The organism is Bacteroides sp. AF39-16AC (assembly GCF_003602735.1).
GTDB lineage: Bacteria > Bacteroidota > Bacteroidia > Bacteroidales > Bacteroidaceae > Bacteroides > Bacteroides uniformis.
On sequence record NZ_QTLN01000001.1, the window covers coordinates 464,170 to 477,238 of the forward strand.

Below are 13,069 nucleotides of genomic sequence, written 5' to 3' on the forward strand. Positions count from 1 at the left end.
AATCAGGATGAAAGACTTCCAAATTCAAGCCATCGGCCTGATGTCCGGCACTTCCCTTGACGGGCTGGACGTATGTTGTTGCACTTTCCGGCAGCAAGCCGGAAAATGGTCTTTCCACATAGACTGTGCAAAAGGCTATAGCTACCCCGACGCCATGAAGCAGATATTGGGTACCGGTGCACAGACAATGAGTGCTTTGGAGTTCATCACTTTCCACAGCTCCTATGGAAAGTTTCTCGGTGAACGTGTCAACGAGTTCATGCAAGAATTTGGAGTCCACCCCGATATTATCGCCTCCCACGGGCATACCATCTTCCATGAGCCTCAAAAGAGAATCATGTACCAAATAGGTGACGGAGCCGCCATTGCCGCTGAAACCCGTATACCTACCGTTTCGGATTTCCGGCGGCTGGACATCATGCTGGGTGGGCAGGGCGCTCCACTCGTACCTATTGGCGACCGGTTGCTTTTTGCCGACTACGACTTCTGTTTGAATATCGGCGGTTTCTCCAACATCTCATTCGAGCAGGACGGGCGGCGCATCGCTTTTGACATCAGTCCGGTGAATTACGTCATCAACCATTACTGCCGGCAAATAGGATTGGAATTTGACCGTGACGGCGAGATAGCACGGCAAGGCAACATCTGCCAAGAACTGCTGGACGAACTGAACGGAATGGATTTCTACCATCAGTCCGGACCGAAGTCATTGGGACGGGAGTGGGTGGAAACGCTGGTATATCCCATGCTCGAGCGTTATGGCTTGAGTATGGAGAATATGCTACGTACCTTTTACGAGCATGCCGCCTGGCAAATATCACGCATCATCACCGCCCGCCCCTTGCCCGATGGTAACGGAAAACTGCTGATTACCGGCGGAGGTGCATTCAACAAGTTCCTCATAGAACGTATCGACGCCTTGTGTCCGTGTGAAATCGTGATTCCCAGCCGGCAAATCATAGAATACAAGGAAGCCCTAATCTTTGCTTTCCTGGGTGCCCTCTATATGGCGGACACACCCGGATGCCTCGCCTCGGTGACGGGAGCCACGACAGATAATATCGGAGGGATGCTGTTTAAAATATAGTTAATTTTACCATTATGGAAAAATCAAAAGACACCTGGACCGTCTTATCCAGCGAATACCTTCATCGGGCTCCGTGGCTCACTGTGCGTAAGGACCATGTAGTGCTGCCCAACGGCAACCACATCCCCTCCTATTATATATTGGAATATCCCAACTGGGTGAATACCATTGCCATCACCCGTGATGGACAATTTGTCTTTATCCGCCAATACCGGCATGGCATACAAGAAACGTCCTATGAGCTCTGTGCAGGGGTATGCGAAGAAGAGGACGGCTCTCCGATGGTTTCCGCACAACGGGAACTTTTGGAAGAAACCGGCTATGGAAACGGAGTATGGAAAGAGTTCATGCAAATCTCTCCCAATCCAAGTACCCACACCAACATTACCTACTGTTTCCTGGCTACGGACGTGGAGAAAATCTCCGAGCAACAGTTGGAAGATACGGAAAACCTGACCGTACACCTGCTTTCCTTGCAAGAGGTCAAGGAATTGCTGCAGCAAGGAAGCATCCGCCAGGCGCTGATGGCTGCTCCCCTCTGGAAATACATGGCGGAGAGAATTATTTAATGTGATTACCCTTATTCAAACGGCTTGCGGAATGTGCATCCGGATTTCCATTCAGAACAACCGTAAGCCGTTTTCCCCTTGATAACGGTACCTTTTCCGCAAAGCGGACAAGGCTGACCGACGAAATCGTCAGCTTGTACGGAAGCCTCCGTACTTGAAGCTGCCACAGCGCCCGAAGCCTGCTCCGTCTTTTTACCTGCGGCGGCAGACTCTCTCGGTGTTCTTTTCTTCGGCTCCTTTTTCGGCTTATCGGCAGCCTCTGTCTTGGCAGAAGCCTTACTGCCCTTTTCGGGAGCAGGCGCTTGGATGGTGATGTGGCGGTTGCTGTTATCAGAAAGTACACTCATCACGACTTCCGATACCATCTGCTTCAATTCTTCCAAGAATTGTCCGGCATTATATGTCCGCCTTTCTATCTCACGTAGCTTTTTCTCCCAGATACCGGTCAGTTCCGCCGACTTCAACAGCTCCTCATGGATAATCTGTATCAGCTCCACACCGGTAGGGGTGGCTATCAGATTCTTCTTTTCCTTGCGGATATAGTTTCGCTTGAACAGCGTCTCGATGATGGCTGCACGGGTAGATGGACGACCGATACCGTTTTCCTTCAGCGCATCACGCAGTTCGTCGTTATCCACCAGCTTGCCCGCCGTTTCCATAGCACGCAGCAGGGTGGCTTCCGTATAAGGCCGGGGCGGCTGCGTCCACTTCTCATACAAATCGGGGACGTGCGGTCCGCTTTCTCCTTTCACAAAAGCCGGAAGCACATTCTCCTCTTCTCCCTTCTCCTCTTTCTCCTCCTGCGATTGTGCCGAGGGGGTGCCGAAGATAACACGCCAACCCGGTTCCAGAATCTGCTTGCCGGTGGCCTTGAACTCTATGCTCTCTACCTCGCCCAATACGGTGGTAGTGGCAAACTTACAATCGGGATAGAATACAGCAATGAAACGGCGTGCTATCAAATCGAATACGCGACGCTCCATATCCGTCAGATTCTGCGGATGCTGGCCGGTAGGAATAATGGCGTGGTGGTCTGTTACCTTCGAGTTATCGAAAACCTTTTTGGACTTCAACAATGCAGTTCCTGTCAAAGGGGCTGTAAATGTCTCGTAATCACGCAGACCTTTCAAGATGCCGGGGCATTTGGGATAGATGTCATCACTCAAATAGGTAGTGTCTACACGTGGATAGGTAGCCACTTTCTTCTCATACAAAGACTGGATGATTTTCAGCGTCTCATCAGCGGAATAGGCAAACTTCTTGTTACATTCCACTTGTAAAGAAGTCAAGTCAAACAAGCGGAGTGGCGCCTCCCTCCCCTCTTTCTTGGTGACATCCGTCACGGTAAAAGGAGAATTCTTAATCTGGTCCAATAAAGCAAGCCCACGTTCGCGGTCGGTAATGGGGTCGATACCCCGATTCTCTTCTTCTTTTTTAGGTTTCTTCCCGGCAGCTATAGCCTCTTTCTGCTTCTCGGCTTCCAATACCAGTTCCTCCTCACTTTTCCGGAGGATGGCGGAGAAAGTGGTATCTCGATAGACGGTCTTCAGCTCCCAGTATTGCTTGGGAACAAAATTCTGTATTTCCAACTGACGGTTTACAATCAGCGCCAGTGTCGGCGTCTGCACACGGCCGATAGAAAGTACCTGCCGGTTCTGCCCATACTTCATGGTGTAGAGGCGGGTGGCATTCATCCCGAGCAGCCAGTCGCCAATGGCACGCGACAAGCCTGCTTCGTACAAAGGCTGGAAATCCGACGCATCGCGCAGCTTGGCAAAGCCCTCACGGATGGCTTCCTCTGTCAATGAAGATATCCAAAGACGTTTCACCGGGCAACGTGCCCCGGCTTTCTGCATCACCCAGCGCTGTATCAATTCTCCTTCCTGCCCGGCATCACCACAGTTTATAATCATATCGGCATGTTGCATGAGGTTCTCTATCGTATGGAACTGGCGCTCGTATGTGGGATTACTAATCAGCTTAATACCGAAACGGGGAGGTATCATGGGGAGGCTTCCCAAGCTCCATGACTTCCAATTAGGGGTATATTCATGCGGCTCCTTCAGCGTACAAAGATGGCCGAATGTCCAGGTCACCTGGTATCCGTTTCCTTCGATGTATCCGTCCTTCTTTTCTTTCGCTCCCAATACATCGGCTATGTCACGCGCCACAGAGGGCTTTTCGGCAATACAAACTATCATTCGTTATTCTTTTAGCGGGACAAAGGTAATAAAAAGGGGGCAAGAACGAAACTATAAGCAAGAAACGATAACATAGACCAGGTGATTTTTCTCCCCCAAAGCTGACGTACGGACATAAAAAAAGGAGTACCGCTGTACTCCAACCTTTGTTAACCTTAAATCTAATACTATGAAAAACACATTGCAAAGATACGGACTTCTGATAAATCTGCAAATTATCCAACTAAAAAAGTATGTTCTATAACACAGATTAAGAAAAAGGGACGGATATGTAAACACATACCGTCCCTCTTTTAACATTTAACGTGTCGGATTATTCTTCATCCAACAAGATTTCCAATATCTGGCAAGCAGCCTTGGCAACCGGAGTACCGGGGCCAAAGATGGCAGCTACACCTGCCTTGTAAAGGAAGTCATAGTCTTGTGCGGGAATTACACCACCGGCAATCACTACGATATCCTCACGTCCCAACTTCTTGAGCTCTTCGATAATCTGCGGAACCAATGTCTTGTGTCCGGCAGCCAATGAAGAAACCCCCACTACATGAACGTCGTTCTCAACCGCTTCGCGGGCAGCCTCGGCCGGTGTCTGGAACAAGGGTCCCATATCCACGTCGAAGCCACAGTCGGCATATCCGGTTGCAACAACCTTGGCACCGCGGTCGTGACCGTCCTGGCCCATCTTGGCTACCATGATACGAGGCTGACGTCCCTCTTTCTTCGCAAACTTCTCTGCCAATTCACAAGCACGGTGGAAGTCGCTGTCATTCTTACTTTCTGATGAATACACGCCTGATATAGTTCTAATTACTGCTTTATAACGTCCTACAATCTTTTCGCAAGCATAAGAGATTTCCCCCAAAGTGGCACGGACACGGGCTGCCTCCACTGCCAGTTCCAGTAAGTTGCCCTTACCGGTCTTTACACATTCAGTAATAGCCTCCAATGCCTTGTCCACTTCTGCCTGGTTACGTCCTTCCTTCAGACGCTTCAGGTTCTCAATCTGTTCCTGACGAACAGCCGTATTGTCGATTTCAAGAATATCAATCGGAGCTTCTTTCTCCAGACGATACTTGTTCACACCGACAATGGTCTGCGAACCGCTATCGATACGGGCTTGCGTACGCGCAGCAGCCTCTTCGATACGCATCTTGGGGATACCGGTTTCGATGGCTTTTGCCATACCGCCCAGCTTCTCTACTTCCTGAATCAATTCCCAAGCCTTGTGAGCCAACTCATTAGTCAAACTTTCCACATAATAAGAGCCACCCCATGGGTCTACATTCTTGCAAATGTAAGTTTCTTCCTGAATATAAATCTGCGTATTACGTGCAATACGTGCAGAGAAATCCGTCGGCAAGGCAATAGCCTCGTCAAGAGCATTGGTATGCAGTGACTGGGTATGTCCCAATGCAGCAGCCATCGCCTCGATACAAGTACGGCCCACATTGTTGAACGGGTCTTGCTCTGTCAGCGACCAGCCGGAAGTCTGGGAGTGCGTACGCAAAGCCAGCGACTTCGGATTCTTAGGATTGAACTGCTTCACAATCTTTGCCCACAACATACGTGCGGCACGCATTTTGGCAATTTCCATAAAGTGGTTCGTTCCGATGGCCCAGAAGAAAGAGAGACGCGGTGCGAAAGCATCGATGTCAATACCCGCAGCCGTTCCGGCACGCAGATATTCCAAACCGTCTGCCAGGGTGTAAGCCAACTCGATGTCTGCCGTAGCACCCGCTTCCTGCATGTGGTAGCCGGAGATGGAGATAGAGTTGAACTTAGGCATCTTTTGGGAAGTATATTCAAAGATGTCGGAGATAATCTTCATAGAGAATGCAGGCGGATAAATATAGGTATTACGCACCATGAATTCCTTCAAGATATCATTTTGGATAGTACCAGCCATTTCTTCTAACTTGGCACCCTGCTCCAGACCTGCGTTGATGTAGAATGCCATAACAGGAAGTACGGCACCGTTCATGGTCATGGAGACGGACATCTTGTTCAAAGGAATTCCATCGAACAGCACCTTCATATTCTCCAAGGAACAGATAGACACACCTGCCTTACCTACGTCACCCACTACACGTTCGTGGTCGGGGTCGTAGCCACGGTGAGTGGCCAAGTCGAAAGCTACGGACAGACCTTTCTGTCCGGAAGCCAAATTACGACGGTAAAAGGCATTTGACTCTTCCGCTGTAGAAAAACCTGCATACTGACGGATAGTCCAGGGACGCAATGTATACATTACAGAGTACGGACCACGCAAATAAGGAGGAAGTCCGGCAGCATAACCCAAATGTTCCATTCCCTCAAGGTCTTCTTTTGTATAAACAGGCTTCACCTCAATGTGTTCCGGCGTTTTCCAATCAGCATGGATGCCGTTAGCCTTTTGCCACTCAGCACCATTGACGGGTTGAAAAGCGGCATATATATCTAAGTTTTTAAAATCTTTTCTCATCTTACTTCAAAAGTTTAGCGTTGTATTCCTTTAATGTTTCCAGCACGTTGACACGGACATGGATAAAGTTCTCGATACCGGCAGCCTTCAAGTCGTCCATGCAAGCAGGAGCACCGGCTACGATAAACATGGCACGGCCATTCAGAGCCTTGAAGGCGGGAACAGCATATTCTGCATATTCATCATCACTTGAACACAATACCACGATGTCGGCCTTGGCAGCCATTGCAGCTTCTATACCTTCTTCTACGGTGGAGAAACCGAGGTTGTCTACAACTTCATATCCGGCACAAGCCAAGAAATTGCAAGAGTACTGTGCACGTGCTTGGCGCATGGCCAAATTACCGATAGTCAGCATAAACGCTTTCGGACGTTTGCCGGAAGCCTCTGTTTCGAGACGCAACGCTTCAAATTCACTGGCAGCACGGTCAAAGTTCAGTGTCGGAACATCTTTCTCGCACGTATGTCCGCCGCCGCAACAGCAAGTAGCCTCAACCGGTTTCTTATCCCCGGCCTTTTCATTGAAGTTGGGGAACTGGTTGGTACCCAGCAACACTTCCTTACGCTTGGCGACTGCAGCATGACGTGCCTTGTTGCTCTCGTTTACGGCAGCCTGCACTTTTCCGGCTTTCACGGAAGCATAGAAACCACCGTCTTCTTCTACAGCGAGGAAGAGGTCCCAAGCCTGCTTGGCAATAGAGACGGTCAAGTTCTCGATATAGTAAGAACCTGCAGCCGGGTCTATAACCTTATCGAAGTGCGATTCTTCTTTCAACAGCAATTGTTGGTTACGCGCCATACGCTCAGAGAATTCGTTAGGAGCATCATAAGTCTTGTCGAACGGAGTAACCGTCATTGAGTCAACACCAGCAAGGGCGGCACTCATCGCCTCAGTCTGCGTACGCAACAAGTTTACGTGTGCATCAAACAAAGTCAGGTTGAATGAAGAAGTTTCCGCATGAATCTTCATCTTGGCTGCACAGCGACACTCGTTATCCTTACCCTTGTTTTCGCAGTCGCGCAGACACTCAGGACTGTAAGAAGCCACAATATTAGCCCACAGCATACGTGCAGCGCGGAATTTGGCTATTTCAAGGAAGTAGTTGGAACTGATACCGAAATTAAACTTAATCTTCTTGGCTACCATTGCAGCCGGCAGACCGGCATCAACCAACTGATTCATATATTCATTACCCCAAGCCAAAGCGTAACCCAACTCCTGGAAAATATAAGAACCTGCATTGTTTAATGTCAACGCATTCACATTCAACACACGGTATTTCGGAAGGGAAGCGGTAGCCTCGAGCAGCGCCTTGGCTGTTGCCACCATATCACCTTTTTCTTTACCTTTGGCCAGCATCTTGTTGAAGTAGTCATAGTTGATGGAACCCTGCAACTTCGTCAAATCATAATCCTTTTTCTGGAAATAAGCGACAAGAAGTTCCGCAAGTTCCACCACATGCCCTTGGCAGGTAGAGAAATTCAACTCAACACATTCTGCGCAGATATCTTTCAACAAAGTTTCAATATACTCTGCGTTCAATTCCTTGGCCTTTACATGGAAAGAGAGTGAATCTACACCTTTATTCAAGATATCCAACGCCTTGGCATTGGCCTCTTTGGGGCATTCCACTTTGATTTCCTGACGCACAAGCCATTCATTGTTATCTTTCTTGGTACCTCTGAGATAAGGGAACTCGCCGGGAAGAGCATCTGTCGTCTTCAAACCTTCCAGGTCCTCCATACGGTAGAAAGGTTTCACTTTAAATCCTTCGTTTGTCTTCCAAACGAGTTTCTTCTCGAAATCCGCCCCTTTCAGGTCTGCGGTAACTTTCTCCATCCACTGCTCAGTGGAAACGGGAGAGAAGTCGGAGAAGAGTTTTTCTTTACTGTCTGCCATAGTTTATTTAAAATTAAAATAGATGAATACTATTCATTTTTGTCATCAAGAGACTTGCAAATATAAGGAAATACTTAGAACAAAATCTTTTTTTAGAGAAAATTGCACTTACAGATGACTCCGCATCCATACGGATTCAGCGTATTCACCGGAAACACACCCTATTTTTGCAAAGTTGATATAGCAAAAAGTACCACAAAGCTTTTGTCAACTCCTTTTTATTAAGTAATTTTGCGCGAAATTTTAAAAAACGACATATTAAAAGGTACTATGAATTGGTTAGAAAGCTTGTTATGGGACCCTTCATCTGTCGCTCACATCGTTTGTTTGTATGCATTCGTAATATCTGTGGGCGTATTGCTGGGTAAGATTAAGATTTTCGGGGTATCGTTGGGGGTTACATTCGTCCTCTTTGCGGGTATCCTGATGGGGCATTTTGGCTTCACGGGCGAAACACACATTTTGCATTTCATCCGCGAATTCGGTTTGATTTTATTTGTATTCTGTATCGGTCTGCAAGTCGGGCCTTCCTTCTTCTCTTCCTTTAAAAAAGGGGGGATGCGGCTGAACATGCTTGCTGTTGGTATCGTGTTGCTGAATATCGCAGTAGCATTGAGTATCTACTTCATTGACGGAGGGATAGACTTGCCAATGATAGTAGGTATTCTCTATGGTGCCGTAACCAATACTCCGGGTCTGGGTGCCGCACAAGAAGCCCTGAACCAGATAAACTATACGGGAGACCCCATCGCATTGGGATATGCCTGCGCCTATCCGCTTGGTGTGGTAGGTATCATAGGTTCCATCATAGCCATCCGTTATATCTGCCGGGTGAACCTCAAGAAAGAGGAGCAGGAACTCAATACGCAAGAAGCAGATGTAAAGCATCAGCCGCACATGCTTCACCTCGAAGTACGCAACGAATCAATTTCCGGAAAGACCCTGCTCCAGATAAAGGATTTCCTGGGACGTCCGTTTGTCTGTTCACGCATACGCCATGAGGGGCACGTCAGTATCCCCAACCATGAAACGGTATTCCACGTAGGAGACCAGCTCTTCATCGTATGCTCCGAAGAAGATGCCGAAGCGGTAGCTGCCTTTATCGGAAAAGAAATACATGTAGACTGGGAAAAGCAGGACACCCCAATGGTTTCCCGTCGTATCCTCGTCACTAAGTCCGAAATCAACGGTAAGAAGCTGGGAAGCCTCCACTTCCGCAGTATGTACGGTGTAAATGTAACCCGTATCAACCGCTCAGGTATGGACTTGTTTGCTGATCCCAATCTGGTACTTCAAGTAGGTGACCGCGTAATGGTGGTTGGCCAGCAAGATGCCGTAGAGCGTGTAGCCGGTGTATTGGGCAACCAGTTGAAACGTTTGGACACTCCGAATATCGTTACTATTTTCGTGGGAATCTTCCTAGGAATCCTGCTGGGAAGCCTCCCCATCGCATTCCCGGGTATGCCGACACCGGTTAAGTTAGGTCTTGCAGGTGGTCCGCTGGTAGTGGCAATCCTTATCGGACGTTTTGGTCACAAAATGCATCTTGTGACGTACACCACCATGAGCGCTAACTTGATGTTGCGTGAAATCGGTATTGTACTCTTCCTTGCCAGTGTAGGTATAGAAGCCGGTGAGCATTTTGTACAAACAGTAGTAGAAGGCAGCGGATTACTGTATGTAGGCTATGGATTCCTGATAACCGTCATCCCTTTGTTGATAATCGGCATGATAGCCCGTTTCTATTGCAAAGTGAACTACTTCACCCTGATGGGTTTAATAGCAGGTAGCAACACAGACCCTCCTGCATTGGCATACGCCAATCAGACATCAGGCAATGATGCTCCGGCAGTAGGTTACTCCACGGTATATCCATTGACAATGTTCCTGCGAATTCTGGCGGGACAGATGATACTGCTGACAATGATGTAGGAGGAAATTAAGGAATTAAAATTAAAGGCTGCGTAGTTGGGTTAAACCAACATTGCGCAGCCTTTAATTTTAATTCCTTAAAGTCTTAGCTTCTTCTTGACGAACTCTTCTATAAAGTCCACCGTAGCCTCAATACCCAATACGGAAGAATCGATACACAAGTGGTATGTTTCGGCAGCTCCCCATTTTTTGTAGCTGTAGTAGTTATAGTATTCGGCACGCTTCTTGTCCGCTTTGTTCATCATCTCCTCCGCTTCACGCTCAGAAATGGAATACATTCGGCAAATACGCTTGATGCGCTCCTCATTGGAGCAGGAAATGAAGACATTGGCACAGCGTGGATGTTCTCGCAGAATGTAATCGGCACAACGCCCCACAAACAAGCAGGACTTCTCCTCCGCCAATCTGCGTATCACGTCACTCTGCACTTTGAACAGAGCATCATTACTCAGGCAATTCGTGGCCGGGATAGCCCCGTCACTGACAAAAGGGAAACGCATGCCGAAGAGCCCTCCAATAATACCTTGTGAAGCTTTCTCATCAGCTTTCTCAAAGAACTCACAACACAGTCCACTCTCTTCAGAAGCCAACCTAATCAGTTCCTTATCATAAAAGTCAATACCCAGACGGGCAGCCAGTTTCTCGCCTATCTCCCGTCCGCCACTGCCCAGTTGACGGCCTATATTGATTATAAAATTATTGCCCATACGCTTATTCATCTATTGGTTTGCAGATAGCAAATATAAATATTCTTACGGAATATCTGCAGAAAGTAGGAAGAAAAATTCAGAGCCTCTCCCCCGACTTATCCCTACAAGGGAGAGGTTCTGAATTTGCGGAATTGACAAACCAACATCACCAATGCTATCAAACTTGCAAGCAAATCGGATACCGGCATGCTGTACCACACTCCTGCCACTCCGAAGAACTGCGGCAGGATAAGCAGGCAAGGAAGCAGAATCAGCATCTGTCGGGTAAGGGAAAGGAATATCGCTTTGCCTGCCATGCCTATGCTCTGGAAAAAGTTGGAAGTCACCATCTGGAAACCGATAATCGGGAAGAACATTACCGTAATGCGCAGTCCCGTAACCGAAAGCTCTGTCAGTTCCGCATCCGATGTAAAGATGCCCACTACCAGGTCCGGCACCAGCATACCGACCAGAAAGCCGAAAGTGGTCACTGCCGTGGCATAGATTATCGTCAGTTTCAGCACCTTGTTCACCCGTCCGTACAGCTTTGCCCCGAAGTTATATCCGGCAATAGGCTGCATACCCTGATTCAGCCCCATCACAATCATCACTACAATGAAAACCAGACGGTTCACGATACCGAAAGCCCCGATAGCCAAGTCGCCGCCATACTTCTTCAACCCCTGATTGATAATGATAACGATGAAGCAGGCTGCCAGGTTCATCAGGAAAGGAGACATGCCGATGGCGAGCGAATCGAATACAATCTTACGTTTCAGACGGAATATCCCCCGGTGGAAATGCAACAGCTCATCCTTATTGCTGAAAAGCTTGAACTGCCACGTCAAAGAGATGATTTGCGCCACAATGGTAGCGACGGCAGCACCACGTATGCCCCAGCCAAAACCATAGATAAACACCGGGTCGAGTATGGTATTGATAACCACCGTGGCTATAGTGGCGTACATCGCCTTCTGTGGATGCCCTGAAGAGCGCAGCACTGCATTCAGCCCCAGATAGAGGTGCGTAACGGCATTTCCCAAAAGGATAATCTGCATATAATCCCTCGCGTAGCCCACCGTCTGGTCACTGCCTCCGAAGAAATAGAGAATCGGATCGAGAAAGAGCATGACAATGATGGTAAAGGCAATTCCCAGTACCATGTTCAGCACAAAAACATTGCCCAGCACACACTGTGCCGTGTCATAATCCTTCTGCCCCAGCTTGACGGAAATCAGTGTAGAAGCCCCCACTCCTACCAACGAACCGAACGCCGCAGCCAGATTCATCAACGGGAAAGTCAACGCCAATCCCGAAATAGCCATCGTCCCAACGCCGTGACCGATGAAGATACTGTCTACCATATTATATAAAGAGGATGCCGTCATTGCGATGATTGCCGGAACGGCATATTGCATCAAGAGTTTACCTATACTTTCCGTTCCCAACGCCGTGGGAGTCTTTTGTCCTGCCATATTATATACCTATTTCTTTTTAGCGGGTGCAAAGGTACTCTTTTTTTAAAACAGAACAGCAGAAAAAACACCTTAAACCTGCACACTATGCGGATGATTTATGCTATCTTTGCGATTCAATGATAAATCATAAGATATGATTACCATAATCATACCGTATGATTGATATAATCATACCGTATGATTGGCACATTCATACCGTATGAACCATGCCTGACCTACCGGTTGAGCCGGACACATAATAACAACAAGCCCCCATGGCATTCTATAAGAAAGTAAAACAGAAAGGCGACGACAAATGGCACCCAAGAGCCGTCACCAAAGGACATCCCTATACAACGGATGAAATAGCCCGATTATTGTCGGAAATGTCTACGGTAACCCCGGGAGATACCTATGCAGTATTAATGAACCTTGGTGAAGTGCTGGGCAAGCTGATGAGCTCGGGACACTCCGTAAAGCTCAAGGGCATCGGGACGTTCTACTACACCTGCCGTTCGGAAGGCACCGGGGTAGACACCCCAGAAGAAGTGAGTCCGACGCAAATCACTGCGGTGCAGATACGCTTCATCCCCGAATACTACCGCGGGCAATGCGGACAAGTGACGGAACGCACCCTCCTCTCCCCGCACATCGAATGGGTGGATGCCGAAGGAGAGGGTTAATGTCACCCCCGTTCCCTATATTTCAAGGAAAAAGGTTCTCTATCTGAAAAATGTTTCGTACTTTTGTACCCAAATTGAGTGAAATATAGC

The 13,069-nt window shown here is 48.2% G+C and carries 9 protein-coding genes; 4 read left to right on the forward strand and 5 right to left on the reverse strand.

Annotation, left to right across the window (positions count from 1 at the left end; genetic code table 11):
- Positions 1–7 precede the first annotated feature (7 nt).
- Both DW039_RS01890 and DW039_RS01895 read left to right on the forward strand, forming a co-directional pair.
- Positions 8–1,087: an anhydro-N-acetylmuramic acid kinase gene (locus DW039_RS01890; protein WP_005833148.1), complete on the forward strand. Its 1,080-nt coding sequence runs from the start codon at positions 8–10 to the stop codon at positions 1,085–1,087.
- A gap of 14 nt (positions 1,088–1,101) precedes the next feature.
- Complete coding sequence (locus DW039_RS01895; protein WP_005827192.1) at positions 1,102–1,656, forward strand: NUDIX hydrolase; 555 nt, start codon at positions 1,102–1,104, stop codon at positions 1,654–1,656.
- Positions 1,657–1,667: 11 nt separating this feature from the next.
- On the opposite strand, the gene DW039_RS01900 is transcribed toward DW039_RS01895, so the two are convergent.
- The 3 genes from DW039_RS01900 to mutA all read right to left on the reverse strand — a co-directional run bounded on the left by DW039_RS01900 (position 1,668) and on the right by mutA (position 8,218).
- Positions 1,668–3,857 (reverse strand): DNA topoisomerase 3, encoded by a 2,190-nt coding sequence (locus tag DW039_RS01900; RefSeq protein ID WP_008664059.1) that lies wholly within the window; start codon positions 3,855–3,857, stop codon positions 1,668–1,670.
- A 313-nt stretch (positions 3,858–4,170) separates the two neighbouring features.
- Positions 4,171–6,318 (reverse strand): methylmalonyl-CoA mutase, encoded by a 2,148-nt coding sequence (gene scpA, locus DW039_RS01910; protein ID WP_005833154.1) that lies wholly within the window; start codon positions 6,316–6,318, stop codon positions 4,171–4,173.
- Between the two features lies 1 nt (position 6,319).
- A complete protein-coding gene (gene mutA / locus DW039_RS01915) occupies positions 6,320–8,218 on the reverse strand; it encodes a methylmalonyl-CoA mutase small subunit (protein ID WP_044467850.1) in 1,899 nt (632 codons plus the stop codon).
- 270 nt (positions 8,219–8,488) lie between these two features.
- On the opposite strand from mutA, the gene DW039_RS01920 reads away from it, so the two are divergent.
- Positions 8,489–10,150, forward strand: a complete 1,662-nt coding sequence (locus tag DW039_RS01920; protein ID WP_044467851.1) for a putative transporter — start codon at positions 8,489–8,491, stop codon at positions 10,148–10,150.
- 77 nt (positions 10,151–10,227) lie between these two features.
- Here DW039_RS01920 and DW039_RS01925 read toward each other — a convergent pair whose 3' ends face one another.
- Entirely contained in the window at positions 10,228–10,857 is a 630-nt protein-coding gene (locus tag DW039_RS01925) for an AAA family ATPase (protein WP_044467857.1), read from the reverse strand.
- Between the two features lie 104 nt (positions 10,858–10,961).
- Positions 10,962–12,314: an MATE family efflux transporter gene (locus DW039_RS01930; protein WP_044467852.1), complete on the reverse strand. Its 1,353-nt coding sequence runs from the start codon at positions 12,312–12,314 to the stop codon at positions 10,962–10,964.
- Positions 12,315–12,571: 257 nt separating this feature from the next.
- On the opposite strand from DW039_RS01930, the gene DW039_RS01935 reads away from it, so the two are divergent.
- Entirely contained in the window at positions 12,572–12,979 is a 408-nt protein-coding gene (locus DW039_RS01935; protein WP_044467853.1) for an HU family DNA-binding protein, read from the forward strand.
- The last annotated feature ends 90 nt before the right edge of the window (positions 12,980–13,069 follow it).

Coding starts and splice junctions, on each gene's coding strand:
- DW039_RS01890 (WP_005833148.1), top strand. CDS start 8: ATGAAAGACTTCCAAATTCAAGCCATCGGCCTGATGTCCGGCACTTCC.
- DW039_RS01895 (WP_005827192.1), top strand. CDS start 1,102: ATGGAAAAATCAAAAGACACCTGGACCGTCTTATCCAGCGAATACCTT.
- DW039_RS01900 (WP_008664059.1), bottom strand. CDS start 3,857: ATGATAGTTTGTATTGCCGAAAAGCCCTCTGTGGCGCGTGACATAGCC.
- scpA (WP_005833154.1), bottom strand. CDS start 6,318: ATGAGAAAAGATTTTAAAAACTTAGATATATATGCCGCTTTTCAACCC.
- mutA (WP_044467850.1), bottom strand. CDS start 8,218: ATGGCAGACAGTAAAGAAAAACTCTTCTCCGACTTCTCTCCCGTTTCC.
- DW039_RS01920 (WP_044467851.1), top strand. CDS start 8,489: ATGAATTGGTTAGAAAGCTTGTTATGGGACCCTTCATCTGTCGCTCAC.
- DW039_RS01925 (WP_044467857.1), bottom strand. CDS start 10,857: ATGGGCAATAATTTTATAATCAATATAGGCCGTCAACTGGGCAGTGGC.
- DW039_RS01930 (WP_044467852.1), bottom strand. CDS start 12,314: ATGGCAGGACAAAAGACTCCCACGGCGTTGGGAACGGAAAGTATAGGT.
- DW039_RS01935 (WP_044467853.1), top strand. CDS start 12,572: ATGGCATTCTATAAGAAAGTAAAACAGAAAGGCGACGACAAATGGCAC.